General features: G+C 56.6%; 25 protein-coding genes and 1 pseudogene. 13 read left to right on the top strand and 13 right to left on the bottom strand.

Annotated elements, in window-relative coordinates; translation table 11 throughout:
• Positions 1 to 31 precede the first annotated feature (31 nt).
• The 3 genes from ACLH0J_RS25570 to ACLH0J_RS25560 all read left to right on the top strand — a co-directional run bounded on the left by ACLH0J_RS25570 (position 32) and on the right by ACLH0J_RS25560 (position 4477).
• On the top strand, positions 32 to 1228 hold the full coding sequence (locus tag ACLH0J_RS25570) for a glycosyltransferase family 4 protein (RefSeq protein ID WP_411389589.1): 1197 nt from the start codon (positions 32 to 34) through the stop codon (positions 1226 to 1228).
• 145 nt (positions 1229 to 1373) lie between these two features.
• The gene (locus ACLH0J_RS25565; protein WP_411389588.1) at positions 1374 to 2390 is read left to right on the top strand and encodes an MraY family glycosyltransferase; all 1017 of its coding nucleotides are present in this window, start codon (positions 1374 to 1376) and stop codon (positions 2388 to 2390) included.
• Positions 2391 to 2482: 92 nt separating this feature from the next.
• Positions 2483 to 4477 carry a polysaccharide biosynthesis protein gene (locus ACLH0J_RS25560; RefSeq protein WP_411389587.1) on the top strand — a complete coding sequence of 665 codons (1995 nt, stop codon included), beginning with the start codon at positions 2483 to 2485 and terminating at the stop codon, positions 4475 to 4477.
• Between the two features lie 37 nt (positions 4478 to 4514).
• Here the strand turns inward: ACLH0J_RS25560 and ACLH0J_RS25555 are convergent, their stop codons facing one another.
• The 6 genes from ACLH0J_RS25555 to ACLH0J_RS25530 form a co-directional block, all read right to left on the bottom strand.
• Positions 4515 to 5636: an EpsG family protein gene (locus ACLH0J_RS25555; RefSeq protein ID WP_411389586.1), complete on the bottom strand. Its 1122-nt coding sequence runs from the start codon at positions 5634 to 5636 to the stop codon at positions 4515 to 4517.
• A 1-nt stretch (position 5637) separates the two neighbouring features.
• Positions 5638 to 6855 (bottom strand): glycosyltransferase, encoded by a 1218-nt coding sequence (locus ACLH0J_RS25550; protein WP_411389585.1) that lies wholly within the window; start codon positions 6853 to 6855, stop codon positions 5638 to 5640.
• On the bottom strand, positions 6848 to 7645 hold the full coding sequence (locus ACLH0J_RS25545; protein WP_411389584.1) for a glycosyltransferase: 798 nt from the start codon (positions 7643 to 7645) through the stop codon (positions 6848 to 6850). Before ACLH0J_RS25545 ends, ACLH0J_RS25550 begins: the two co-directional genes overlap by 8 nt.
• A 42-nt stretch (positions 7646 to 7687) precedes the next feature.
• Positions 7688 to 8332, bottom strand: a complete 645-nt coding sequence (locus ACLH0J_RS25540; protein WP_411389583.1) for a DapH/DapD/GlmU-related protein — start codon at positions 8330 to 8332, stop codon at positions 7688 to 7690.
• 93 nt (positions 8333 to 8425) lie between these two features.
• On the bottom strand, positions 8426 to 9745 hold the full coding sequence (locus tag ACLH0J_RS25535) for a hypothetical protein (RefSeq protein WP_411389582.1): 1320 nt from the start codon (positions 9743 to 9745) through the stop codon (positions 8426 to 8428).
• Positions 9746 to 9902: 157 nt separating this feature from the next.
• Positions 9903 to 10685: a Wzz/FepE/Etk N-terminal domain-containing protein gene (locus ACLH0J_RS25530; RefSeq protein WP_411389581.1), complete on the bottom strand. Its 783-nt coding sequence runs from the start codon at positions 10683 to 10685 to the stop codon at positions 9903 to 9905.
• A gap of 434 nt (positions 10686 to 11119) precedes the next feature.
• On the opposite strand from ACLH0J_RS25530, the gene ACLH0J_RS25525 reads away from it, so the two are divergent.
• Positions 11120 to 11440: a helix-hairpin-helix domain-containing protein gene (locus ACLH0J_RS25525; protein ID WP_411389580.1), complete on the top strand. Its 321-nt coding sequence runs from the start codon at positions 11120 to 11122 to the stop codon at positions 11438 to 11440.
• Positions 11441 to 11485: 45 nt separating this feature from the next.
• Here ACLH0J_RS25525 and ACLH0J_RS25520 read toward each other — a convergent pair.
• The 3 genes and pseudogenes from ACLH0J_RS25520 to eat form a co-directional block, all read right to left on the bottom strand.
• Positions 11486 to 12044: pseudogene (locus ACLH0J_RS25520) on the bottom strand (TetR/AcrR family transcriptional regulator).
• 100 nt (positions 12045 to 12144) lie between these two features.
• Entirely contained in the window at positions 12145 to 12312 is a 168-nt protein-coding gene (locus ACLH0J_RS25515) for a DUF2897 family protein (RefSeq protein WP_003172675.1), read from the bottom strand.
• A gap of 111 nt (positions 12313 to 12423) precedes the next feature.
• Positions 12424 to 13788 (bottom strand): ethanolamine permease, encoded by a 1365-nt coding sequence (eat, locus tag ACLH0J_RS25510; RefSeq protein ID WP_411389579.1) that lies wholly within the window; start codon positions 13786 to 13788, stop codon positions 12424 to 12426.
• A gap of 332 nt (positions 13789 to 14120) precedes the next feature.
• Here eat and kdpF point away from each other — a divergent pair, with 332 nt between their 5' ends.
• The 6 genes from kdpF to ACLH0J_RS25480 all read left to right on the top strand — a co-directional run bounded on the left by kdpF (position 14121) and on the right by ACLH0J_RS25480 (position 22131).
• Positions 14121 to 14210, top strand: a complete 90-nt coding sequence (kdpF, locus tag ACLH0J_RS25505; RefSeq protein ID WP_003218754.1) for a K(+)-transporting ATPase subunit F — start codon at positions 14121 to 14123, stop codon at positions 14208 to 14210.
• Between the two features lie 9 nt (positions 14211 to 14219).
• Positions 14220 to 15914: a potassium-transporting ATPase subunit KdpA gene (kdpA, locus tag ACLH0J_RS25500; RefSeq protein ID WP_277783890.1), complete on the top strand. Its 1695-nt coding sequence runs from the start codon at positions 14220 to 14222 to the stop codon at positions 15912 to 15914.
• A gap of 15 nt (positions 15915 to 15929) precedes the next feature.
• Entirely contained in the window at positions 15930 to 17987 is a 2058-nt protein-coding gene (kdpB, locus tag ACLH0J_RS25495; RefSeq protein ID WP_411389578.1) for a potassium-transporting ATPase subunit KdpB, read from the top strand.
• A 25-nt stretch (positions 17988 to 18012) separates the two neighbouring features.
• Entirely contained in the window at positions 18013 to 18558 is a 546-nt protein-coding gene (gene kdpC, locus ACLH0J_RS25490) for a potassium-transporting ATPase subunit KdpC (RefSeq protein WP_277783888.1), read from the top strand.
• An 83-nt stretch (positions 18559 to 18641) separates the two neighbouring features.
• The gene (locus ACLH0J_RS25485; protein WP_277783887.1) at positions 18642 to 21293 is read left to right on the top strand and encodes a sensor histidine kinase; all 2652 of its coding nucleotides are present in this window, start codon (positions 18642 to 18644) and stop codon (positions 21291 to 21293) included.
• Between the two features lie 142 nt (positions 21294 to 21435).
• On the top strand, positions 21436 to 22131 hold the full coding sequence (locus ACLH0J_RS25480) for a response regulator (RefSeq protein WP_411389577.1): 696 nt from the start codon (positions 21436 to 21438) through the stop codon (positions 22129 to 22131).
• A 30-nt stretch (positions 22132 to 22161) separates the two neighbouring features.
• Here ACLH0J_RS25480 and ACLH0J_RS25475 read toward each other — a convergent pair whose 3' ends face one another.
• Positions 22162 to 23199: a patatin-like phospholipase family protein gene (locus ACLH0J_RS25475; RefSeq protein WP_010566536.1), complete on the bottom strand. Its 1038-nt coding sequence runs from the start codon at positions 23197 to 23199 to the stop codon at positions 22162 to 22164.
• Between the two features lie 217 nt (positions 23200 to 23416).
• On the opposite strand from ACLH0J_RS25475, the gene ACLH0J_RS25470 reads away from it, so the two are divergent.
• The 3 genes from ACLH0J_RS25470 to ACLH0J_RS25460 all read left to right on the top strand — a co-directional run bounded on the left by ACLH0J_RS25470 (position 23417) and on the right by ACLH0J_RS25460 (position 25427).
• The gene (locus tag ACLH0J_RS25470) at positions 23417 to 23695 is read left to right on the top strand and encodes a hypothetical protein (protein WP_010566537.1); all 279 of its coding nucleotides are present in this window, start codon (positions 23417 to 23419) and stop codon (positions 23693 to 23695) included.
• A gap of 82 nt (positions 23696 to 23777) precedes the next feature.
• Complete coding sequence (locus tag ACLH0J_RS25465; protein WP_277783885.1) at positions 23778 to 24539, top strand: CHAD domain-containing protein; 762 nt, start codon at positions 23778 to 23780, stop codon at positions 24537 to 24539.
• A gap of 90 nt (positions 24540 to 24629) precedes the next feature.
• Entirely contained in the window at positions 24630 to 25427 is a 798-nt protein-coding gene (locus tag ACLH0J_RS25460; protein ID WP_411389576.1) for an acyl-CoA thioesterase, read from the top strand.
• A gap of 3 nt (positions 25428 to 25430) precedes the next feature.
• Here the strand turns inward: ACLH0J_RS25460 and ACLH0J_RS25455 are convergent, their stop codons facing one another.
• From ACLH0J_RS25455 to ACLH0J_RS25445, 3 genes are all read right to left on the bottom strand, one after another.
• Positions 25431 to 25793, bottom strand: coding sequence for an Mpo1-like protein (locus tag ACLH0J_RS25455; protein ID WP_010566540.1), 363 nt, complete (start codon positions 25791 to 25793; stop codon positions 25431 to 25433).
• A gap of 115 nt (positions 25794 to 25908) precedes the next feature.
• Positions 25909 to 26121 (bottom strand): hypothetical protein, encoded by a 213-nt coding sequence (locus tag ACLH0J_RS25450; RefSeq protein ID WP_411389575.1) that lies wholly within the window; start codon positions 26119 to 26121, stop codon positions 25909 to 25911.
• A 199-nt stretch (positions 26122 to 26320) separates the two neighbouring features.
• Positions 26321 to 26563 carry an HNH/endonuclease VII fold putative polymorphic toxin gene (locus ACLH0J_RS25445; RefSeq protein WP_277783882.1) on the bottom strand — a complete coding sequence of 81 codons (243 nt, stop codon included), beginning with the start codon at positions 26561 to 26563 and terminating at the stop codon, positions 26321 to 26323.
• Positions 26564 to 26659: the final 96 nt, after the last annotated feature.

The following is a 26659-nucleotide window of genomic DNA, read 5'->3' as shown; positions in this document are numbered from 1 at the left end:
GGTGGTAACCCAGTATTTCTGGCCTGAAAACATGCGTATCAACAACATGGTTGAAGGCTTTGTTGCAAAAGGTCACGAAGTAACGGTGCTTACCGGCCAGCCCAACTACCCGGAAGGTCAGGTTTACGCGGACTATCGGCGTGATCCCGCGCAGTTTTCCAGTTATCACGGAGCCCGTATAGTTCGGGTTCCGATGTTCGCCAGGGGCAAGCGAAGCATCACCCTGGCTCTGAATTACCTTTCCTTCTTTACCAGTGCGTCGACCATCGGTAGCTACAAACTGCGTGGTCAGCCGTTCGATTCTATTTTTGTGTTTGGCGTATCGCCGATCATGGGGGCAATTCCCGGAATAGTACTTGGGCGTCTGAAAAAGGCCCCGGTGTTTATCTGGATCCTGGATCTGTGGCCGGAAAGCCTCAGGGCGGTCGGGGTTGTCAAAAGTCCGAGGCTGCTTGGATGGGTTGGCAAAGTGGTGTCGTGGATCTATAACCGCGCCGATTACCTGTTGCTGCAATCGCGCTCTTTCGATGAGAACGTCAAGCAGTACTGTACGCGTGCGATTCCTGAGGACCGGCTCGTGTACTTTCCGAGCTGGGCTGAGGATGATTTTTCCGGAACAGCGCCGGTTGTCTCTGATCTTTTGCAGCGCGACGATTCGGTCTTTACTCTACTGTTCGCCGGCAATATCGGGGATGCACAAGATTTTCCGGTGATCATGGAGGCGGTCAAAGCCGTCAGGGCAGACCTGCCTGTACGCTGGGTGATCGTAGGGGATGGCCGCGCGGGTCAATGGCTTGCCAGGCATGTGGCGGAACATCGAATGGACAATGTCCTGTTGCTCGGAAGGCATCCTCTCGAAAAAATGCCAGCGCTCTTTGCTGTCGCAGACGCACTACTGGTGTCGTTGAAAACGAATGAGGTCTTTGAGAAGACCATTCCGGGCAAAGTCCAAGCCTATCTTGCCTCGAGCAAACCCATTATTGCCATGATCGATGGTGAAGCGGCCAAGGTCGTGGCAGATTCGGGCGCGGGTATGGTGTGTGGTTCAGGAGATGCCCAAGGGCTGGCGAATATTGTGCGCAGCATGGGGGCTTTACCCGCGTCCGAGCTCGAGCGCATGGGGCTGCTGGGCAGGCGCTATTACCTTGAGCATTTCTCCAAAACAACGTTATTCGACCGTTTGGAGGTGCTTTTTAGAAAAGCCACCTTGAGGCGGAGCGATAAATGACGGGAAAAACATTGCTCGTCATTACCATTCATAAAGTGCACAGCCCGACGGGGGGCGAGGGCCTTTTGCAATGCCTATTAATATCGGCCTCCGAAAAGTGCTTAGCCCATTCTTGCCCGCATCTGTTTCAGGAAATCTCTCTTACATGCCCATCTGGTTAGTGTTTGCCGCAGTGCTTGTAGCGTCGCTTCTATCGACTTGGGTTCTGCGTCGCTACGCGTTGTCACGCAGTTTGATGGACATTCCCAACAGTCGCAGTTCGCACTCGGTGCCGACACCACGAGGTGGCGGTGTCGCGATCGTGCTGACGTATCTGGCAGCGTTGGTTTTTGTAGCGTTTGCGGGTTGGGTAAGTTGGAGTGTTACGTGGCCGCTATTGGGGGCAGGGGTGCTGATAGCCGTAGTTGGGTTTCTCGATGACCACGGTCATATTGCTGCACGCTGGCGTTTGCTGGCCCATTTTGGTGGCGCGATCTGGGCGTTGTCGTGGATGGGCGGCCTGCCTACGATAAGCCTTGCAGGGATTGAGCTTGAGCTGGGGTGGCTCGGTCATGTGTTGGCCGCCTTGTATCTGGTCTGGATGCTCAACCTGTACAACTTCATGGACGGTATCGACGGGATTGCCAGCGTCGAGGCCGTTTGCGCCTGCTTAGGGGCGTGCCTGGTTTATTGGCTGACTGGGCATGAAAACCTCATGCTCACTCCGATGCTCTTGGTTGTTGCCGTCATCGGCTTTTTATATTGGAATTTTCCTCCTGCACGTATTTTCATGGGCGACGCGGGCAGTGGCTTTCTTGGTATTGTGATAGGCGTACTGTCTCTGCAGGCTGCCTGGGTAGCCCCTCAAATGCTTTGGGTATGGCTGATCTTACTGGGCGTGTTCATCGTTGATGCGACTTTCACCCTGGGGCGACGCCTGATGCGCGGAGACAAAGTCTACGAAGCGCACCGCAGCCATGCCTATCAGTACGCATCGCGCAAGATGGGACGCCATTTGCCTGTCACGCTCGGGGTGGCTGCCATCAATGTGTTTTGGCTACTGCCTGTCGCCGTCTGTGTTGGCCGGGGTCTCGACGGTGCTCTGGGTCTGGTCATGGCGTATGTTCCACTGGTGCTTCTAGCCGTTAAGTTTCACGCGGGTGAGTTGGAGAAAACGGGATAACCGATCGAACACCGGGCCTGAAGAGCTTGCTACACACTCACGCAGCTGCCATTTTTGTTGGTAGCACTAGGGACTGAGGTATAAAAGGGTTTATGGATAGTCTACGTGCCCGATTGGTGGGCTTGCCGCGCAGGCAAAAACGTTTCTTGCAAGTGATCGTCGACATCGTGCTCGTATGGGCAGCGCTGTGGCTGGCGTTTGTCGTTCGTCTAGGATTTGACGATCTCAACAATCCTTTCGTCGTCCATCTGTGGCTGTTTCTCAGTGCGCCAGTTATCGCCATTCCGCTTTTTGTTCACTTTGGCATGTACCGTGCGGTGATGCGTTATTTTGGCAACGACGCGCTGATCGCCATTATCAAGGCTGTCAGCCTGTCAGCGTTGCTGCTGGCCCTGGTGGTTTACCTCTACAGCAACCACCAGACGGTGGTGCCGCGTTCGATCGTTTTCAACTACTGGTGGCTGAGCATGGTCATCATCGGTGGCCTACGCCTGGCAATGCGTCAGTATTTTCAGGGGGACTGGTTTACCGCGGCACAGCACGTGCCTTTCACCAGTCGAAATGACGGTCTGACCAAGGTCGCTATTTATGGTGCCGGGGCTGCGGGCAATCAATTGGTCGCGGCCCTGCGCCTGGGCCGTGTAATGCGTCCTGTGGCTTTTGTCGATGATGACAGCGGTATCTCGGACCGCATCATTTCGGGCTTGCAGGTATACAAGCCCAAGCGCATCCAGCAGATGATCAACGAGACCGGGGCCGAGGAACTGCTGCTGGCAATCCCTTCCTCCACGCGTGCTCGCCGCAGAGAGATTCTGGGTTACCTGGAAGGGTATCCGTTGCACGTGCGCAGTGTTCCCGGGTTCATGGACTTAGCCAGCGGCCGGGTTAAAGTCGATGACATCCAGGAAGTGGATATCGCTGACCTGCTGGGCCGTGACTCAGTGCCAGCGCAGCCTGAGTTGTTGGAGCGATGCATTAAGAATCGCGTGGTGTTGGTTTCCGGGGCGGGTGGTTCTATCGGCTCGGAGCTTTGCCGTCAGATTCTTTCGCTGGAGCCGACGAGTCTGTTGCTGTTTGACCACAGTGAATACAACCTCTACTGCATTCTGTCTGAACTTGAGCAGCGTGTTCAATCAGAGGCGCTCAGCGTGAAGTTGCTACCGATTCTTGGCTCGGTACGGCATCAGGACAAACTGCTGGATGTCATGAACACCTGGTCGGTCGATACCGTCTATCACGCGGCGGCTTACAAACATGTGCCCATGGTGGAACACAATATTGCGGAGGGTATTCTCAATAATGTGATCGGTACTCTTAATACCGCGCAGGCCGCATTGCAGGCCGGTGTTGAGAATTTTGTGCTGATTTCAACTGACAAGGCGGTGCGGCCGACAAACGTCATGGGCAGTACCAAGCGCCTGGCGGAGCTTGTGTTGCAAGCATTGAGCAGAGAGTTGGCGCCAACCCTGTTCGGGGATGCATCGAACATCTCACGTGTTAACAAAACCCGCTTTACCATGGTTCGCTTTGGCAATGTATTGGGCTCATCGGGTTCGGTGATTCCATTGTTCCATAAGCAGATCCAGGCAGGGGGGCCCCTGACGGTGACCCATCCGAAAATTACGCGCTATTTCATGACGATACCTGAGGCGGCGCAACTGGTAATCCAGGCGGGTTCAATGGGCCAGGGGGGAGATGTCTTCGTGCTCGATATGGGCGAGCCTGTGAAAATAGTAGAGCTTGCTGAAAAAATGATTCATCTGTCTGGCTTGAGTATCCGCTCTGAAAAAAATCCTCACGGGGATATTCTCATCAATTTCAGTGGGCTGCGTCCCGGTGAAAAGCTGTATGAAGAGCTGTTGATTGGCGACAATGTTGCCGCTACCAGACATCCGATGATTATGCAGGCTAGCGAGGAGTTCCTGGCGTGGGAGGTGCTCAAGGGTAAGTTGCAAGGGCTGTTGAGCGCTGTCGAAGAGGGTGATTGCGTACTCATCAGGCAACTGTTGAAAGACACCGTCAGTGGCTACAGCCCGGAAGGCGACATTGTCGACTGGATGCACATTCAACGGCACCGTGAAGTCTGATCACCCGACTATACTGACAGGCCAGCTATCTGGTTTGTCAAAAAATGGTTTTATAAGGGATCATCGCTTCTGCCGCACCGTTCAACGATACGGTGAATGCTACCGCAGCAACTAGCAGGTGTGCGAGGAACAGGGGTTTGTAGTTCTTAGCGGTTGAGTAGTAAAAACCCGAAAGTACACACGAAAATAATACCGAAGCGACGTTGAACGTCCGGGTCCATAGCGCAAAATTGTTAGGGAACAACAATATAAACGTGGCCGACAGCATGAGGGACGTCACCGCGAGGTTCAGTGTAAGCTTTTCTTGGCGAGTGTGTGACAAGTAGCCGGCCTGTTTTTTTTCTATACGTTCCAGCCAAGCCAGGCTGAGTGCACAGCAGGCAATATAGAATCCGAATAAATAAGTCCTGATGCTAAATTCATAATCCCATACCGAGTACTCCATCAGCTTCGCAGAAAATGAAGATGGAAGCATCAGCGAAAGTAACTGGTAAAGGTTTGAACCCAAGTGCATCGCGGCAAATACACCTGCGGCCCCAACCGCCCATAAGGTGATATACCTGAACGTATTGCGGGTGAGGAGGGAGATTGCGAATATGAATATATAAATTAGTGCGGAAATCTGAAAGCAGGTGCTCAGTGCTAAGAACAGGGCTGTCAGCTTCTTGTTTGAAAGCTTCAGGTATGCCCATATCCCAAGGAAAAATAGTCCCACGGCAATGGACTGGCGTACTGTTGAAAAATGCATGTAGATGAAGTTGTAAGAAACATAGATGACGAAGATGAAAACCCTGTTCCCCGGAAAAATGCTCGCAATCAGATAAGTGCTTAACGCGCAAAAAACAGAGGCTACTAGGAAGACGCTCTCCAACCCGCCGCCCAAGTATTTGATCGTGTAATTCAGTAGGAAGTAGCCGAACTCGAAAGCTAGTTTGTAGCTGTTCTCAGCGTAGGAAACAAGAGGTCCTTGCTCGACCGAAATCGATTCAAAATAATCTGCATATTGAGGCCAATCCATGCCGGTCTCGAACCTGATGCCGCCGAGTATGCCAATGAAGGCATACAGGAACAGCGTCAGCGGCAGGTCTTGGCGCAATGCAAAGAAACGCACGATAGCGATATAAAGAATGGCCAGATAGCCGAGCAAGTAAAAACTCATATTAAAGTTTCCAGAGCTTTCTATTGAGCCTGAAACTGGACAGGTAGACGAATAGCCTCGATATGTTCATGAATCGGTTTGGTCCCATGACATAAAGGACCCCTTTTAATAATGAGTTGATGATCTGGAGCTTCCCTGAGTGGGACTGCGCATCTCCAAAACCAGCAGGCTTGTAAGGGCCATTCGTTTCAAACAGGTAGTTCTTTCCGGCAAACGTGTAGACGGGGCCATTCGCGTCGAACGGGTCATGGCCCGCTGGCAACTCGTCAAGCACGCTAGCGTATGCCCTTCTCAGGGTGGGGGAGATATACTTCCCGTCACTCATATAGTCAAACGCATAAGCAGCGCTGGAAGGGAATGACGAGAAGTGTGAGAGGCGCTCCTTGTAATAGGTGCTGACTTCCAGCAGATCCTGTCGTTTTTCCTCTCGACCTGCAAATGTGCGTTTGCTCAGAAGTTCCGGGTTTTTCTCATCAAAAGAACTAAAGTGGAAGAAAATCAGTGGGAATGTCCCGTTTACGATGTATCCACCTTGCCCATCAGGCGAGAGCGTCCGCTCATGGCTGTTCCAAAAGGCCACGTTGTAACCGAGATTGAACGAAACGTGCAGGGTTGGGAAGAAGCAAGGGGCGATACTTACCCACTTTTGGTCGGTGGACAGTCCGAATTGAGTTTCAAAATAGCAGTGATCCAGGCAGCGCTCGTTCCACCATTGGAGAAAACGAGTGGCTTCCGATGTATTTGCAACCGCGTAAAAGCCCAAGTTGAAGGAGCCGAAGCGTAGCATCCCGATGTCGCCGTCAACATGCGGGGTGACGTAATGGGGCGTTAGAATAATGTCGTGGGTATCGAGTTCGTTCCACAGGCCATCGAGACTATTGAATATGCAGGTATCGGGGTCCAGGAAAACAACTTTGTCGTGTTGCTCGAGCAGCGTCAAGGTAATCCAGGGCTTGAGGCTGGTACTGAACTCTACGATGTCGTATTTGAACGCGTAGTGTCGAACATCGGCCAGCCCGATTTCTTCAACCCAATGAAACTCCGCCAGGTCGGTCGGAAGATCTATCTCTACCTTTCGATCGAAGATATAGATCTTCAGTTTCGGTTGATTGAATTTGACCAACGACTCGGCCAGTACCAGTGCCTTGGACAGGTAAGCTAGGTTACATACGGTAAAAATGGCCGATCGCTCGCCGGTCATAGTTTGTTCATCAGCCACGTTTGAATATTCCTAATGTATTGATGATCCTGACAAGAACCTGAGAGGCACAATAGATAATCAGTAATCTTGTGATTTTAAGTGCGAAGCCGAACTGAGCGCTTTTGATCGCGGAGAAAATGAGTTTTACGTTGGATGATAGGGTGTCTTTTATTCTAGACCACGAATATGCCCGCATCGAATAAGTGCGACCTGCAATCCGGTAGCGACTGTCTGCTTGTTCGGTGACATGATCAAAGCCGGGGGTGCTGCCACAGGAGCCGATTCGATAGCCTTTATTCAAGGAGTCCAGGCAGAGTTTGTAATCCACACTGTCGACGAAGTAGTCGCAATCAAGCCAATTCAGGGTCTTGAGTTTATCTAGGAAATAAAGGCTGCCGCTGTTAATCAGCAGTGGTACGTCCTGCAGTAACGCTTGCCCACCAGCTTTGAAGGCAATTGCGCTGAAGTTTTCATAGGCGTCGGTGTTGTTTATATAGCTGCTTTCTATATAGGACAACGTTTCGCTGTTGTAACCCGTGTCTTGATCAAAAAATAAAAGTGCGGAGTGCCCTTGCAGATGCGCATTGGCGCATACCGTCGAAATTCCTACGCCAAGTCCCAAGTTTTTCCCACAAGTGAAATAGTGGATGCGCGGATGGTATTCGGCAAACTCCCGTACGTTGGCGATATCAGGCGAATTGTCAAATATATAGACTTCAAACCCGTCTGCTGAAGTCAATTCAAGCCTGCGCAATAATTCCAAGCCAGCGTGATAGACAACAATACCTACTGCAATTTTACGCGTCATGCCATACCTTTGATGTGTGGGGCCATCCGTGTCTTGTCACGCTTATACACTTAACCATCTGCTCTCTTTGTCGTTCCATATTTTCACGACCCTGGCAGGGTTGCCTACGGCGATGACGTTGCTGGGAATATTTTTGGCAACAACACTATTGGCACCGATGATTGAGCCGCTGCCGATAGAGGTGTTGGGGAGTACCACGACATTGTCCCCGATCCATACGTTGTCGCCAATGGTTACGGGGCCGCTGCTGCCAAGCTTTCGATCAAAAGGTGCTTCGTAGGGGCTGGATTGACCTTCCCCTGTGTATATGCCGTGGGAATGGTCTGTAATATGAATCTTGCTACCCATCAAGACGTTGCTGCCGATGGTAATTTGATTGCAGCAAGCGATATGCAGATGGTCGCTGGCGGAAAAATTCCCGCCAATCTCGATGTGCGGATTGTAGCTGAAGGTATTGTACTGAGAGACGGCGTGTAGCCAAAGTCCATCCCCAACCCTGAAGTTATTACCTAGCGTGATATGCTCCATGCCGAAGACCTTTGGTGCACGACCAATGTAGGCGCGACGCTGAGACCCTGGAAGGGTTTTCAGGTGAATAAGTGCTCGCCATACCAATAAAAAACGACCTATCACTATAGGTACGATGAACAGGTGGTGCTGTTTGAGTTTTTTCAGGAAGTATGACATTTCGTTTTACTCATGACCCGGAGCGTGTATTTGGGATTGGTTTGAGCTAAAAATTGGCTACAACCCTGTGCGTAGAGAGTGTGCAGGGTGATGTCATATGTACGATCTCTTGAAGGTTCTAAAAATCCAGAACACCCAGGGAATTACTAAGAAAGATGCGCTGAAAAAACCTAGAAATAAGTAGTCAAATGGAAGGTAGATCGCTATGGCCAAGGTCGTCGCTGCTACACATAAACCTTGCACTACGGATGCAGTAACCAGTGGCTCCTGCTTATGGGCCCGCATGTAGCCGGCCATTGAGGTAACCCATAACTGCATTAGCCAGCCGAGTGCTACCAACACAAGGGCTGCCTGTGATACTAGGCGCTTGGCAACTGGGAGATAATCTTGAAGCAGTTCGATGCCGACAAACAGGCTGATCAGACCCAGCATATAGGTCAATGTAGAGAGCAAGACCGCGCGCTTGAAAGTGCTATTCAGAGTTTTGTAATCCTGCTGCGCAACGTACATGTTCATTTTGGGCGTATTAATCGAAATCCAGATATTTGCGATACTGAATATTGCGCCGCATATAGCCATGGATAGGCCGACTTGTCCTGCTTCTACCGTTCCGTAGAAGTGGAACGCCAGCGGAGTAAAAATAGACAAAGTAAAGTAACTGCTTATCCAACTAACTGAAAAACGCCACATTAATGGCATGATTTCGGGTGCCCATGAATGGCTGTTGTTTTTTCCTATTTCATACAGTTGCCTAAACATTTTTTGATAGCGAAAGCTGATCAGGAGTACCCCAGCCAGCGCGCCCGCTAATAACGCGATAGACAATGCATAGAGACCCACTCCACGGACCAGTAACAGCGCCGTGACGACGACCGTCGTGAGGCTGATGTAAAAGCGGATCTTTTGTACATCACCGACACTGTCACAGCCTTCGATAAATGACAGCAGCATGCTGTTCAGGAAAACCAGTATCGAGGCGGCGCCATAGATCAGCCAGGGTAGTTGCCAATTTATATTTGAGCCTTTACTGCCGAGAAAGAAATGACCTGCTACCAGCACCACGGGAAAAACCACAATTGCCATGGTGCTCGACCACTTCATCGCGAATTTACCGAGAGTGGCCAGGCGGATCAAATGCTCCGGGCTACCTGCTAAGGTTTTGTCCGGGTTAAATTTGAGATGCGCGAACTCATAAGATGAAAATAACAGCAGGATGGACGAGAACCCCATGTCCGCGAAAACTGCCAGTACGGCCAAGCTTATGAACGTGTACCAATAACCCTGAACTTCTGCGGATAGATAAATAGGTACTAGCAATAGAAGCAATGGCCCAGAGAACAGTCTCCAGAATAGATTGATGGCAGAGTGGCGAACGTCGTAGCTAAGCAACGTTTTGAGCAGATTGGTTTTCACGGTTGATGGCACATTTTATTTTTCATATCCGGCAGCGGCGGGGTGTTATCCGGGAAGGCGCTCAGAGATGGTCTCTTATATTTTTGGGATGTGCCAGGCTTTTGCCGGGTTCTTCTGTAAACGTTTTGTGGTTGGGCAGTGTAGCAATGGACATGCGTCACGCATCGCGCTCAAGGTTGACGATTGCTTTTCGTTTTGCTCTGTAGCCAAGGCCTATTGCCACCAATACTCCGAGCATGGCTCCCAAGGTTGCGCCAATTATCAGGGCGCGTGGTTTATTCGGGCTGAAGGGGGTTCCTAAAACCGTTGCAGGACTTTCGACCCGATAGATATTCGCAGTTGTGAAGCGAGTCGTGATTCCCAGGCTTTCCAGAAACTCATTGGCTTCCTGGACGCTTTGGTCTGCAGAGACCCGCACAAATGAATCCAATCGTGCTCTCAGGCTGCCCGGGGACGGGCCTGTCGCGGTAACCACAATGTTATTGCATCCGGAGCGAGCAAAGGATTGGCTCACTTTGGCGCAGCGTTGCCTGTCTTCGATCACGGAGAGATTGATGGATCCGTCTTCAATTGCCTGGACAGGCTGAAGCTGTTGACGTTCGGACCGCGACATCAGATTTCGCTTGAGGATACCCATAACGCTTTCAGATAACTCTGAAGCCTGATCAAAGACGTTATTACTCTGACGTGTGGAATGCTCGTTGATCTCACGAACTACGCCACCCATCGTTGCAATGGACGCTGGCGTAATGACCATGGAGCCGCTGTAAACGGGCGGACTCAAGAGGCAGTGCGGTAGGGCTGCCAGCGTCCCCAGCACAGCTAAAAACACAATCAGCAGTTTTTTGCGCCACAGCAGAACCCAAATATCACAAAGGGTAAACTCTTCCATTTGAATATCAGGTGTTACACTCACCTGTTCCCTGTTTTTGCTACCCATGTGCGTTGACATCTCCTCTAGTCTTGTTCTGAACGTCACACGACATTCAACGCGCATACTACATGCCGTTGGCTAATGGCACGTTAAGTAAGTTTTAATCAATCTACCGCGCCAGGATTTGTCGTCTTTCCTGATAGCGAATGTTACTCGTGATGATCGGCCATCGAAGACCTTCCGTTTGCTCACCCCCTTGGGAGCGAAAAGGCAACTGGGCTCGTTGTTCACAAAATTGGCAATAGGTACAGGTATTGAAGCATGGCTGCCGATTAAGTCCTTGATTCTACCTGTTTTAGGCTTTAATTGGAAATTCATAAGGGGAAACGCTTACACAAGCGGTAACGTAGTGGACATTGAATACTGGGCACTATTGACTAGCTTTCAAAGGCAGCTGCATACAGCTGCTCTCAATTTGAAACGCCCAAGGAGTTTTACCCATGCTTAAAGGACTTATATCTGCTGTCGTAGTGTCTGCTTTTCTGGGGTTGGTGCCGGTGGCCAATGCCGCGCCAGATAGCTCGGCGAAGCACTCGTCGAGTTCGTTGGCGGCCATATCTGCCCCTAGGCTGAACCTCAACACCGCCGGCGCTGAAACCTTGCAGCGCGACCTCTTCGGTATCGGCGCGGCCAAAGCCAAGGCCATCATCGCCTACCGAGAAACCAACGGGCCATTCACGGCGATAGATGAGTTGCTGGAAGTAAAGGGCATCGGCAAGGCACTGCTGGAAAAGAACCGCGACCGACTCGAGGTGAATTGAGGATCTGAAAACTAGCGAGGAGGCCGGTCATTGACCGGCTTTCTTCTAGTCCACGACTTCTGCCTTCAAGCTCCCCCGCACTACCTCGATAATCCGCGTCGCCAGCTCGGTACTCTCCACACTCCTTGCCAATACCAGCGCCCCACCAGCGTCGACATCAGCACCAGGCTCTGCTCCCCGGCATTCGGGTTACCAAGCGCCGTTTCAACCTGCTTGAGTCGAGCATTGAGGACTTCATCCGTGATGCTGCTGTTATGCCCCCTCAACCCCATCTCCGATGATATCGTCGTCATAAGGCAGCCTTGATCCGGCGAGGTCTGGTTCCATTCAGACAGATAGCTGTCGATGAACGCCTTCAACGGCCGCTACTGGCTGAACAGCATTCGCAATGTGCATCCAGCTCTGCAGCGGCGGCTTGCAAGGCCTTTTCCACCAACTCGTGTTTGGACTTGAAGTGCGAATAAAACTCGCCATGGGTCAGGTTCAGCGCTTTCATCAGATGCTGGAGGCCGGTTGCGCCAATGCCGGTGCGGCGAAAGCGTACGGAGGCCTCCTTGATAATGCGCTTGTGGGTTTGAGCTTTGTGGCCTTGTGAATAGCGCATAGAGTAGCCTCCGAAACATAAGGCCATATTAACCAAGCTTGCCTGGGCTTACGCGGGTGTTTACAACATTGTGCAGCTCATCGGTGGAGCTGCCTCAGGCTCAGCGATCCTGCGCATCCTTGGCGTCCGCCTGGGCGTTGCGCTCGGCCACGCGCTTGCGTTGTTCGTCGGTGAGTTCCACCTTGTTGGCGCTGTCACGCAGCATCATCAACCCGCCGACGATCGACCCGATCGCGACTACCATAATCAACCACGCATACCACGGCATAAGGCTCTCCTTGAGGCGGACTACCGTGGGAGAGTTTTCCCACGGTAATAACGGCTTTGAGTAACAGGCTTTCTTAGTAGTTCAGTGTAGGCCTGTTCCGCCTCATTAACCTTACAGCCCGGTCAACATCGCATCCGCCGGTGCATCGGCGCGGTCCTGGGCGGTCAGTTGGAAGTAGATGAAGCCCGCCAGCATGAAGCCCAGGAAGATCAGCCCGATCAGTGCGTTGAACCAGGCCATGGCCACCAGGCACACCACCGCCAGCACCAGCGCAATGCCCGGCACGATTGGGTAACCCGGCGCGCGGAAAGTGCGTTCCAGCAGCGGTTCGGTCTTACGCAGTTTGAACAGGCTGAGCATGCTCATGATGTACATCACGATGGCGCCGAATACCGCCATGGTGATCATCGCCGCAGTCAGCGTCATGCCGCCCAGGTTGATCAGGCCATCGCTGTAGATAGCGGCGATGCCAACCACGCCACCGGCGATGATTGCCTGGTGGGGTGTCTGAAAGCGTGACAGTTTGGCCAGGAAAGACGGCAGGTAGCCGGCGCGGGCCAGGGCGAAGAATTGGCGTGAGTAGCCAAGGATAATGCCGTGGAAACTCGCCACCAGGCCGAACAGACCGATCCACACCAACATGTGTAGCCAGCCGGAGCTTTCGCCCACCACGGTTTTCATTGCTTGGGGCAGTGGGTCGTTGATGTTCGACAGGGTGCGCCAGTCGCCTACGCCGCCGGCGAAGAACATCACGCCCATGGCCAGGATCACCAGGGTCAGAATGCCGCTGATGTAGGCCTTTGGAATGGTGCGCTTCGGATCTTTCGCTTCCTCGGCCGCCATGGCCGCGCCTTCGATGGCCAGGAAGAACCAGATGGCAAACGGAATCGCCGCGAAAATGCCGGCAATCGCCGGGGCGCCGAAGGTGTCGGAACCGGCCCAGCCATTCAGTGCGAAATTGCTGAAGCTGAAGGCCGGAGCGACCACCCCCATAAACACCAGCAGTTCAGCAACGGCGAGCACGCACACCACCAGCTCGAAGGTGGCAGCGAGTTTCACCCCGAGGATGTTCAGGCCCATGAAGACGATATAGGCGCCGACGGCCGCGTGTTTCGGGTCCAGTGCGGGGAACTGCACGTTCAGATACGCACCGATGGCCAAGGCAATCGCGGGCGGGGCGAAGACAAATTCGATCAGTGTCGCCAGGCCGGCGATCAAGCCGCCTTTTTCCCCAAAGGCGCGACGGCTGTAGGCAAACGGCCCGCCGGCGTGAGGAATCGCGGTAGTGAGCTCGGTGAAACTGAAGATAAAGCAGGTATACATCGCCGCCACCATCAGCGAGGTGACTAAAAAGCCCAATGTGCCTGCCACGCCCCAGCCATAGCTCCAGCCAAAATACTCCCCGGAAATCACCAGCCCGACCGCGATGCCCCATAAATGCAGGGTGCCCAAGGTGGGTTTGAGTTGTGTGTTCATCGTGTTGCGCTCCCTGAACGGTTTGGAATGATTCAAGGTGTTGCAGCGGCCATGCCAGCCTGAGAATCATTGTCGTAAAGCGGCGCATCTGTCGTCTGGGGGATGGTTTGGCGTTTGAAGTTATCTGTCATTGCACCAGATAAGTGCGGTGCTGACTGAGCCGGCGCTATCGGGAGCAAGCCCAGACGCTGGAACCCCCGTGTAACCCCCGCATAAACCCATTCTTTACGCCATCTTTACGCCCCACCCACCCCCTCGCTCTCGTTCCTTTACGTCACTCCTGCCGACAATTGCCCCACACGCGGCACTCGCCGCTAAACGGAGAGACTTCCATGAGCGTTCTGGACGGGGTGTCACTGCTATTGGCCGTGGCGCTGTTCATTTATCTGCTGGTTGCGCTGTTACGCGCGGATCGGAACTAGGAGCAGGCTATGCACAGTTATGACTATTGGCTGATCATCGCCTTCTTCGCGATGGTGCTGGTGCCGGCGCCGTTCCTCGGGCGCTTCTACTACAAGGTGATGGAGGGCCAGCGCACCTGGCTGACCCCGGTGTTGGGGCCTGTCGAAAGAGCCTGTTATCGCTTGTCCGGTGTCGACGCTCATGAGGAACAGAGCTGGCAGAAATACATGCTGGCCTTGCTCGCGTTCAACCTCGCGGGCTTTGTGTTGTTGTTCGCGATCCTGTTGTTCCAGGGCTACTTCCCACTGAACCCGCAGAAGTTGCCGGGCCTGGAATGGACTCAGGCCTTCAATACCGCAGTCAGTTTCATCACCAACACCAACTGGCAGTCCTACAGCGGTGAGGCTTCCTTAAGCTACCTCAGCCAGATGGCCGGCCTGACCGTGCAGAACTTCGTCAGCGCGGCCACCGGGTTGACCGTCCTGGTCGCGTTATGCCGTGGGATCGGTCGCAAATCCACCAAGACCCTGGGCAACTTCTGGGCCGACATGACCCGCGCCACCTTATATGGCCTGCTGCCGTTGTGCCTGGTGCTGGCGTTGTTCCTGGTGTGGCAGGGCGTGCCGCAAACCTTCGCCCATTACGTGGATGCCGTGACGATGCAGGGCGCGGATCAGGTGATCCCCCTCGGCCCGGCGGCCAGCCAGATTGCGATCAAGCAATTGGGCACCAATGGCGGCGGTTTCTTCGGTGTCAACTCGGCGCACCCGTTTGAAAACCCGACAGCCTGGGCCAACCTGTTTGAGCTGGTCTCGATCATCCTGATCCCGGTGGCGCTGGTATTTACCTTTGGTCACTACGTGAAGGATCTGCGTCAGAGCCGCGCCATCCTCGGCTGCATGCTGGCGCTGTTCCTGATCGGCGGCGCGACCTCGCTGTGGGCTGAGTACCAGCCCAACCCGACGCTGAATAACCCGGCCGTGGAGCAGACCGCACCGCTGGAAGGCAAGGAAACGCGCTTCGGCACTACCGGCACTGTGCTGTGGTCGGTGACCACCACTGCAGCGTCCAACGGTTCGGTCAATGGCATGCACGACAGCCTTAACCCCCTCAGCGGGATGGTGGCGCTGGTCAACATGATGGTCGGCGAGGTGATCTTCGGCGGCGTCGGCGCCGGTATGTACGGGATGTTGCTCAACGTGTTGATCGCGGTGTTCCTCGCCGGCCTGATGATTGGCCGCACGCCGGAATACCTGGGCAAGAAACTCCAGGCCAAGGAAGTGCAGTTGTTGGTCGTGACGCTGATGGTGATGCCGATCGGTGTGCTCGTGCTCGGTGCCATCGCTGCCAGCCTGCCTGGCCCGGCCGGTGCCATCAGCAACCCCGGGCCCCATGGGTTCAGTCAGTTGCTGTATGCGTACACCTCTGCCGGTGCCAACAACGGCTCGGCGTTCGGCGGTTTCAGTGCCAACACCCCGTTCCACAACCTGATGTTGGGCCTGGGCATGTTGATTGGCCGCTTCGGCTACATCCTCCCGGTACTGGCCCTGGCCGGCAGCCTGGCGATGAAAAAGACCGCACCGATTGGCCAGAACAGCTTCCCCACCCATGGCCCGCTGTTCGTGACCCTGTTGACCGTGACCATTTTGCTGGTGGGCGGCCTGACCTTCCTGCCGACGCTGGCACTGGGCCCCATCGCTGAACACCTGAGCATGGGCTTCTGATTAAGGGATATGAAAATGAATATGCCTGCAAAAAACGCGGCCCCGGTCAAACCCCAGGAGTCCGCCAAAACCGCCATCTCTGCCCTGTGGCGCCCGGCGCTGGTCCAGGCTTTCGTCAAGCTGGACCCTCGCCAACTGCAACGCTCGCCGGTGATGCTGGTGGTCGAACTGACCGCCATCCTTACCACCGTGCTGTGCTTTGTCCCCGACACCGCCGTGCCGACCTTTGTCGCCGTGCAAATCGCCGTGTGGTTGTGGTTCACCGTGCTGTTCGCCAACTTCGCCGAAGCCTTGGCCGAAGGGCGTGGCAAGGCCCGCGCCGATAGCCTCAAGGCCGGCAGCGAAGGCCTGAGTGCACGTCGCAAGGACGCCGATGGCAGCTTCAAGGTCGTGCCGGCCACCAGCCTGCGCAAAGGTGATGTGGTGCGCGTTGCCGCCGGGGAAATGATTCCGGGTGACGGCGAAGTCATCGAAGGGATTGCGGCGGTCAACGAAGCGGCGATCACCGGCGAATCCGCGCCAGTGATCCGCGAGTCCGGCGGCGACCGTTCGGCGGTCACCGGCAACACCCGTCTGGTGTCGGACTGGCTGTTGATCCGCATCACCGCCAACCCTGGCGAGTCCACCCTGGACCGCATGATCGCCCTGGTGGAAGGCGCCAAACGCCAGAAAACCCCCAACGAAGTGGCGCTGGATATCCTGCTGATCGGCCTGACCCTGATCTTCCTGCTGGTGGTCGTGACCTTGCAGCCGTTTGCCCACTTCACCAATGGCAGCTTGCCATTGGTGTTCCTGGTCGCACTGCTGGTGACGTTGATTCCTACCACCATCGGCGGTTTGTTGTCGGCCATCGGTATCGCCGGCATGGATCGCCTGGTGCGTCTCAACGTGATCGCCAAGTCCGGTCGCGCCGTGGAAGCGGCGGGTGACGTGCATGTGCTGCTGCTGGACAAGACCGGCACCATCACGTTTGGTAACCGTCGCTGTGCGGCAGTGGTCGCGGCCCCCGGTGTAAGCGGCAGGGAATTGGCCGAAGGTGCGCTGCTGGCGTCCTTGGCCGATGACACCGCAGAAGGCAAGTCCATCGTTGAATACCTGCGTGCCTTGCACCCGCAGGCCGAGCCCTCTCTGGATGAATTGACCGTCGTGCCATTCAGTGCCGAAACCCGTTTGTCCGGGGTCGACTATCAAGGCCGCGTACTGCGCAAAGGCGCCGTGGACTCGCTGATGGCCTTTATCGGTCAGCCGCGCAGCGAATTGCCAGCGGCGTTGTCGCGGGAAGTCGACAAGATCGCCCAGAGCGGCGGTACGCCGTTACTGGTGTGCGCCGATGGCAAGTTGCTCGGTGCGATTCATCTGAAGGACGTGGTCAAGCCCGGTATTCGCGAGCGTTTTGCCGAACTGCGCAAGCTGGGCATCCGCACCGTGATGGTCACTGGCGACAACCCGTTGACTGCCGCCGCGATTGCCGCTGAAGCGGGCGTGGATGACGTGTTGGCCGAAGCCACTCCGGAGAAAAAACTCGCACGCATCCGCCACGAACAGAACGACGGTCGCCTGGTGGCCATGTGCGGCGACGGCGCCAACGACGCGCCGGCGCTGGCCCAGGCGGACGTCGGTATGGCGATGAACGACGGCACACAGGCCGCCCGTGAAGCGGCCAACATGGTCGACCTCGACAGCGACCCGACCAAGCTGCTGGACGTGGTGCAGATCGGCAAGGAATTGCTGGTGACGCGCGGCGCGCTGACCACCTTTTCCATCGCCAACGACGTGGCCAAGTATTTCGCGATCCTGCCGGCCTTGTTCGCCTCGATCTATCCGCAACTGGGCGTGCTCAATGTGATGCACCTGCAAAGCCCGCAGAGCGCGATCCTGTCGGCCATCGTGTTCAACGCGTTGATCATTGTGGTGCTGATCCCCCTGGCCCTGCGCGGTGTGCGTGTGCAGGCGGCAAGTGCGGCGGCGTTGCTGCGGCGCAACCTGCTGATCTACGGGCTGGGCGGGATTCTGGTGCCGTTCGTGGGCATCAAGGCGATCGACATGCTGCTGACCGCGCTGCACCTGGTGTAAATCCAACTGATTCGAGGAGTCTGAAATGTCCACTATGATCCGTCCGGCCCTGAGCCTGCTGGTGCTCATGACCCTGATCACCGGCGTGGCCTACCCACTGGTGGTCACCGGTGTCGCCCAAGTCGCCTTCCCCGAGCAGGCCAATGGCAGCCTGGTGCGCGACGCCAGTGGCAAGGTGCGCGGCTCCAGCTTGATCGCCCAAGACTTTAGCGGTGACAGTTGGTTCCACCCGCGCCCTTCGGCCGGCGCCTTTGCGACCGTCTCCAGCAGCGCGAGTAACCTGAGCCCCAGCAACCCGGCATTGGCCACTCGCGTGTTTGATGACGCCAATAAACAGCAGGTGCCTGGCCAGGGCCCGGTGCCTTTGGCGTCGCTGACGACCTCCGGCAGCGGCCTTGATCCCCACTTGCCTCCCCAGGCAATTGCCTATCAACTGGCGCGAGTGGCTGCGGCGCGGAATGTGCCGGTGTCGACCTTGCAGCGGTTGCTCGATGAACATATCGAAAGCCCGCTGGTGGGCCCGCCGGTGGTGAATGTGCTGGCGCTGAACATGGCCCTGGAAAAACTGTAACCGTTTGTGGGAGCGGGCTTGCTCGCTCCCACATTGGAGCTTCAGTGGGCTTAATACCTGAACACCTGAAGGAACCGTAAAGCATGAGCGACTCCGGCCGCGCCGATGCCCTGTTAGCCGATCTGCCCCGCAATGGCCGTGGCCGGCTCAAAGTCTTCCTCGGCGCCGCGCCGGGCGTGGGCAAGACCTATGCCATGCTCCAGGCCGCTCACACCCAACTGCGCCAAGGCGTGAAGGTGATCGCCGGCGTGGTCGAAACCCATGGCCGCGCCGAGACGGAAGCCTTGCTCAGCGGCCTGCCGCAACAACCGCTGCTGCGCAGCGAATACCGCGGCGTGATGCTTGAAGAGATGGACCTCGACGGTTTGCTCGCCGCCAAACCCAAGCTGGTGCTGGTGGACGAGTTGGCCCACAGCAACGCCCCCGGTAGCCGTCATGAAAAGCGCTGGCAGGATATTCAGGAACTGCTCGACGCCGGCATCAATGTGTTCACCACGGTCAACGTCCAGCATCTGGAAAGTCTGAATGACCAGGTGCGCGGGATTACCGGTGTGCAGGTGCGTGAAACCCTTCCGGACTGGGTGCTGCAAGAAGCCGACGAACTCCTGCTGATCGACCTGCCGTCCCGCGAACTGCTCGAGCGCCTGCGCGATGGCAAGGTCTACGTGCCTGAACAGGCCCGGGCGGCCATCGATGCGTTCTTCACCCAGACCAACCTGATGGCCTTGCGTGAACTGGCGATGCAAACCGCCGCCGCCCACGTCGACGACGATTTGGCCCAAGGCTATCGCCAGCTCGGTCAAGCCGCACCGGCGGTGCGCGGTCGCCTGCTGGTGGGCGTGGATGGCGATGCGCAAGCCGAACGCCTGGTGCGCCACGCCAGTCGCGTCGCCCAGCGTCGGCATTTGCCCTGGAGCCTGGTGCATATCGATAACGGCCGCGCGGTCGACGAGCAATCGCGCCTGCGTCTGCAAAACGCCCAGCAACTGGCCGAGCGCTTGGGCGGGGAAGTGGTGCTGCTGCGTGCGGGGGAGGTGGCCAAGACATTGATCCAGCATGCCGTCGAACGCCGCGCCAGTCTGCTGTTGGTGGGGCAGTCGCGGATGCGCTGGCGGCGGCGCCTGTTTGGCGGCGGTTTGGCGATGCGTTTGCTGCGTCATGCGCGGGGCCTGGAAATCAGCGTGCTCGACAGCGACGACATCCCCGCCGCGCCGCGCCTGCCGGATGTGCGTGGGTTGGTCTGGTTCGATTACGCCCTGGCAGTGGTCGCAACCATCGTCGCCGCCGCCGTGGCGTGGGCCGTTTCCAGCGTGTTGCCGCTGCCGAATATCTCCCTGGTGTTTCTCGCCGCCGTGTTGCTGGTGGCGGTGCGCAGCAGCCTGGGTCCGTCGCTGGTGTGCGCGGCGTTGTCTTTTCTGACTTACGACTTCCTGTTTATCCCGCCGAATTTTTCCTTCGCCATCCAGCGCGAAGAGGACGTGCTGACCCTGCTGTTTTTCCTGCTGATGGCGGCCCTGACCGGCAACCTCGCGGCACGACAACGCCGACAGTTGCAGGCGTTGCGCGATACCCAGGAAGAAACCAGCGAACTGCTCGACCTGTCACGCAAACTCACCGCCGCCACCGATCGCCAGGCGGTGATCAGTGCGGCGGCGCATCACTTGGAAGGCTGGAGCGACCTGGATCTGTGCCTGGTCAATCGCGACGGTCAGGGCGGTTGGAAAGTCGAGACCGGCGGCCCGTTGACCTTCACCGAAGCCGAGCGCGCCGCCGCCGATTGGGCCTGGCAGCATGACCAGCCGGCGGGCAAGGGCACCGGTACCTTGCCCTTCGGGCGCTGGTGGTGGTGGCCGCTGTCGGGCGAAGACGGGCCGTTGGGTCTGCTCGGCGTCAGCGCAAAACCGGGGCTGGAACTGAGCGGCCAGCGTCGTCGCTTGCTGACCGCGTTGAGCCAACCGCTGGCCCAGGCGCTGGCGCGCGCCCAGTTGGCGCAGGATTTGGAGTCGGCGCGCCTGCACGGCGAAACCGAGCAATTGCGCAGCGCCTTGCTGGCCTCGGTGTCCCATGATTTGCGCACGCCGCTGACGTCCATGCGTGGCAGCATCGACAGCCTGTTGGCGCTCGGCGAAGCCATTCCCCTGGAAGACCGCCGCGAATTGCTCGAAGGCACTCGCGATGAGGCCGAGCGCCTGGACCGCTATATCCAGAACCTGTTGGACATGACGCGCCTGGGCCACGGCGCGCTGAAGTTGGCACGGGACTGGGTGTCGCCTGGCGATATCGTCGGCAGCGCCCTCGGTCGTTTGCGTGCAGTGCTGGCGCCGTTGCAGGTGAGCACCGATGTGCCGCCTGAGCTACCGTTGCTGTATGTGCATGCGGCGTTGATCGAACAGGCGCTGGTCAATGTGCTGGAAAACGCGGCGCGCTTCTCGCCGCCCCATGGCCGATTGCAACTGAGCGCTGGCGTATCGGGCAACCAGCTGTTTTTCGCCGTGGCCGATGAGGGGCCGGGAATTCCCGAGGATGAGCGCGCGAAGATCTTCGATATGTTCTATACCGCCGCGCGTGGCGATCGCGGCGGGCAGGGCACGGGCCTTGGCCTGGCGATCTGTCAGGGCATGGTCGGAGCCCATGGTGGGCATATTAAAGTGGCCGATGGCATTGAAGGGCGCGGTACCTGCATCACCTTGTTCCTGCCATTACCGACGCAACCTGGCTTGGAACGTGATATGTAGGCGCGAGCGCGCTGGCGAAGTTCTGTAACGAGAATGATGACATTCTGAATACACGCGGTGCCCTTGCATCTCTCGCGAGCCAGAACCACGCGTCCGCCCTCGCTTCTACAATGAGTTGTCACATGGATTTTGATGGGGCCCCATGAGCCAGACCGCGACGATTTTAGTCATTGATGACGAACCGCAGATCCGCAAATTCCTGCGTATCAGCCTGGCCTCCCAGGGCTACAAGGTGATCGAAGCCAGCACCGGTAACGAAGGCCTGGCCCAAGCGGCGCTGAGCAAGCCGGATTTGCTGGTACTCGACCTCGGCCTGCCGGATATGGACGGCCAGCAGGTGCTGCGCGAATTTCGCGAGTGGTCGACGGTGCCGGTGCTGGTGCTGTCGGTACGCGCCAGCGAACTGCAAAAGGTCGAGGCCCTCGACGGCGGTGCCAATGACTACGTGACCAAACCGTTCGGCATCCAGGAGTTTCTGGCCCGTGTGCGCGCGTTGCTGCGTCAGGCGCCGGCGGGGGAGGCTCAGGAAGCGGCTTTGCGGTTCGGTCCGTTGACGGTGGACCTGGCTTATCGCCGCGTACTGCTGGACGGTACTGAAGTGGCGCTGACCCGCAAGGAATACGCGGTGCTGGCACAACTGGCGCGCCATCCCGGGCGGGTGATCACTCAGCAGCAGTTGCTCAAGGATATCTGGGGGCCGACCCACACCGAAGACAGCCATTACCTGCGCATTGTCGTGGGCCACTTGCGCCAGAAACTGGCGGATGACCCGACCCAGCCGCGTTTTATCGTGACCGAGGCGGGGGTGGGCTATCGATTGCTGGACGCTCAGGCCTGATGGATCTTCGTGGGTTGCCAGGGCCCCATTTCAGCGTTGCTCACTCTCATACCGATCCAACGTGTCACTGGCGATTTCCCGCCCCAGGGCGATCAATTCCGGCGCCTTGTAGAACTCGAAAAACCGGCACACCCGCTTCGGCACGTTGATCAGGATATCCGGCGGGTAACCGGCGATCTTGTACTGCGCCAGCGACGTCTGCATCACCTCGAAGCTCTGGTTGATCAGGTCCAGCAGTGACGCCGGGCCGACGTTATCAATGATGAACGAACCGGTGGCCGACTTGGGCGCGCCGGGCTTTTCCGGTGCGGCGGCGGGTTGCTGGGATTCGGGTTCCGCCGATTCCAGCCATGGGTTGATCTCCGCGGCCTGGGCCTGCAGGGCTTCCTGTTCCAGCTTTATTAACTGTTCGGCCTGCTTGCGTCGAAACGGCAGGTGCGACCCCAATGACTTCGCCAGGCTGTTGAAGCGGCTCTTGAATGCCGGCGGGCGTTGGATCACCGGTAATTGGTAGTGCTTCTGGTTGGTGGCGTTGAGATTGACCGCGATGATCAAGTCGCAATGGCTGGACACCACCGGCACGATAGGCAGCGGGTTGAGCAGGCCACCGTCCACCAGCATGCGATTGCCTTGCATCACCGGGGTGAACAGGCTCGGGATCGCCGCCGAGGCGCGCATGGCCTGATGCAGACAACCCTCCTGGAACCAGATTTCCTGCTGGTTGGTCAGGTCGGTGGCGACGGCGGTATAGGGAATGCGCAGCTCTTCGATATTGATTTCGCCGACGATCTTGCGGATCTGCCCGAACACCTTCTCGCCGCGAATCGCGCCAAGGCGAAAACTCACGTCCACTAGACGCAGCACGTCGAGGTAGTCGAGGCTTTCAATCCAGTTGCGATACTCGTCCAGCTTGCCGGCGGCATAGATCCCGCCCACTACGGCGCCCATGGAGCAGCCGGCGACACAAGCGATGTCATAGCCGCGCCGTTCGATTTCCTCGATCACTCCGATATGGGCGTAGCCTCGGGCGCCGCCAGAGCCCAGTACCAAGGCAACACGTTTCTTCATGGTCGATGTCCTTCACTGAGCAGGCGTTCACAATGCACCTAATGAGGGGGGCGCTTCAATCTTCGTGAAACGTGCAATATTTTTCCAGAATAGCGACTAGGCTCGGGTATGCTCTGGCAATAAGCGCTTCTGATTTCAGGCTGCGGATAAGGCACTTTTCCTTGTAGGCAACGTCTACACCGTACGACTGTGTTTCTTTATTTTTGAGGTGTCATCGATGAAAGCCTGGATGTGTGTGCCTGTGATCCTGTTGGCCCTGGCCGGTTGCGCCGGGAAAACGGCGTACCGCGACAGCTGCGGCACGCAATTGGATGCTGCCTGGAAAGAGTTGGACCTGGCCAAAGCCGAAGGTTTTGCCGGTACCGTGAGCTACTCCAAGGCATTGTCCCTGTTGACTGGCGCCAAGACCCAGCAGCAATTTGAGGCGTTTGAAGGCTGTTCCAACAAAGCCGAGAAAGCCCGGTTCTATATTCGTGAGTCGCGCGCCGGTCGTTGACCCGTAGCCGTTGCCGAGCGCAACGAGGTGGCGTCAGCGATCTTGAGTACCGCAGGGTTTTTCATTGTCTGGGGAGGAAGGGATGTCAGCTTTGGTCGATCAGTTAGTCGCTCAAGTCATTGGACTGGAAGTAGGGTTACTGAGCTGCCAGGCTCGCCTCGCCGCCGTTACCGACGATGAAGCCCTGCACGATCTGCGCACCACCGTGCGCCGCCTGCGCAGCTTGTTGCGCCCCTTGCGCGGGCTGCCGGGAGTGGAGCAGCTCGAATCGGCCGCCAGCGCGGTCGGTCAATTGACCACGCCGCTGCGTGACCGCGAAGTCCTGGCGGCGTATCTGTATCAGCATGGCCATCAGGATGCCGCAGATCGCCGCCTGCGCCTGCAACCCGAGGCCTATCGTCGGGTTGCACAAAGCCAGGAGCTGGCGCAACTGCTGCAAATCCTCGATGCATTCCCGCGTTTTATCCGCGCTTCCCAACACCAGAAACTGCTCAAGGGCCTGCGCCGCCGCATCGAGAAACGTCTGAGCAAGCAATGGCGCAAGCTCGATGACGCACTGCAGGACCCCAGCCATGACCGCCACCGTTTGCGTTTGTTGATCAAACGCGTGCGTTATGCCGCCGAAGCCTATCCCGAGCTGGATAAGCTCCCCGCCAAGTCCCTGTCACACCTGAAAAAAGCCCAGGTTGCGCTGGGTGATTGGCATGATTGCTGGCAGTGGTTGGCCCAGGCGGAACATCAAGCCGATCTGCTGCCCTGCGTTGCGGTGTGGCATCGCACCATGGCTGAAGCGGAAGGGCAGGCGGATCGGGTGTTGGACAAACTCAGCGGCGATTGTTTCTAAACCGGTCCGGTTTTTGGCTGGAATGGGCGCTGTGCCTGGCCGGCAGCATGGTTAAGATCCACCATCCGTTTCGTTTGATGTGAGGTCGCCATGCGCTTTAGTGATTTGCTCGACGCTGTCCGTAGCAACCCGCTGGATGTCACCATCCCCGCCGAATGGGCCCAGGGCCGCGCCACATTCGGTGGCCTGGTCACCGCCTTGCAGTACGAAGCGTTGCGCGCCCAGGTGCCGGCGGATCGCCCTTTACGCTCGCTGGCGATCACCTTTGTCGGCCCGGTGGCGCCCGATGTGCCAGCCCGTTATCAAGTCGAAGTGCTGCGCGAAGGCAAGGCTGTCAGCCAGTTGCTCGGTCGTGTGGTGCAGGACGGTGAAGTGGCGACGCTGGTCCAGGCCAGTTTCGGCGCATCCCGCGAGTCTGAGATCGATGTGGCGAGCGAACCACCACCGGTGTTCAAGCACTGGGATGAATGCCAGGAACTGCCTTATATCAAGGGCGTTACACCGGAATTCATGCGCCATCTTGCGATGCGCTGGAGCGTTGGTGGCCTGCCGTTTACCGGCAATAAGTCGCGCGAGATGGGCGGTTGGGTCCGGTTGCGCGGGGATGTGAAGGAGGAGCCACTGACGGAGGCCCACATCCTCGCCTTGGTGGATGCCTGGCCGCCGGCCTTGTTGCCGCACCTGAAAAAACCAGCGCCGGGCAGCACCCTGACCTGGACTATTGAGTTCATCCAGCCGCTGCAGGACCTGACGACCCTCGACTGGTGCCAGTACCACGTCACCATCGAGCACGCCCGCGACGGCTACGGCCATGCGGCCGCTGCACTGTGGAGCCCGACCGGCGAGCTGATCGCCATCAGCCGCCAGACCGTGGTGGTCTTCGCCTGACCCTCAGTGCCGGTGGCGCTGACGCCAGGCCCGCCACCAGCCGCCGCTCAACACAAAGCGCGGAAAGGTCACGAACTGCTCGACCACCAGGCGCTGCACCGCATCTTTGCGATCACTGAACGGCTCACTGGCCTGGGCTTCCAGGCTATGGCCATGACGCTGCAATGCCAGGCCCGCCAGGATGCCGACTACACCAACGGCGAAACTGGCCAGGCTCAGGCTGAACACTCCGGACACAATCAACAGAAACCCGATGATAAACAGCGGCACGGCAATCAGGTGCAACGCCAGGTTGGTCGGGTGCTGATGGTTTTGCGGGTAGTTACGCCATTGCCAGGCGGGGAGATTGGGATGACGTTTGCCCATGATGGTGAATCCTCTGTCCGTTGAAACAACATGGACAGAGTTTAGGTGGGGGGCGGGCGGGTGGGCGAATTGGGGTTGGCTATGGGGGCCATAGGGGGCACGTATTCAAAAGTTATTACTGTCTAAAAAAGTAATCACCTGGCCCGTTTATGTAAACGTTTGGTTCCACAAGTGAAATGAACTTAGCTTTGAATTCAATTAAAGCGTTCTTATTAGTCGCCTGAAAATGGAACTGGTTATTTTCCTTGGCAATTTTGACAAAAAACACCTCCCGAACAGGAATATTTTGTATTCTCAAGTCTTGAATGCCATGACAGTCGATCCCCATTCTGCAAGTGTTGTAGCCTTTGCCTTCCCATTTTTTGGCAATATGTCAGGAAAGTCCGGTATGTCGAATCCCAGTCCCACAGAAGGTCGATCATTTTCTATTTGCAAAGAAAAAGAGCAATCCGCCCAATTTCTACAGGTTCGCTAAAGATTTTTTCAAAAAATATATTTTGATCCAAGTCGTTCCAGTAATTTATCGATTACTCCTGAAAATTGTAATGTTCCTTGGCTCCAGGTACGTTTCCGTTCCTAGGCTTTTCTATTGGTCGTAAATTGAAGTGCGCTTTTTGATCACCTATCCCGTCCGCCCTGCCGAATTTATGCCCTGCAGAGTGGTCTTGGATAAGAACCTTTGAACCATCTGCTCTTGTAAATTGATAAACCCTTGTATTTATGGTCCTGCCATTTTCATCCAAAATATTGTCATCATTCAAATCAGTCATTTTTTCTATTTTGTATTGTGTCGTCCTTCCTGACTTCGGGTGTGTCATAACATAGCGAGGACATTCCAGAAGCGTGTATGCCTTGGCCTTTTGGGC

It is taken from the genome of Pseudomonas sp. MPB23 (assembly GCF_046605395.1).
Taxonomy (GTDB): Bacteria; Pseudomonadota; Gammaproteobacteria; order Pseudomonadales; family Pseudomonadaceae; genus Aquipseudomonas.
Note: the sequence above shows the minus strand (reverse complement) of the source record. Positions and strands in the feature narration are given on the sequence as shown.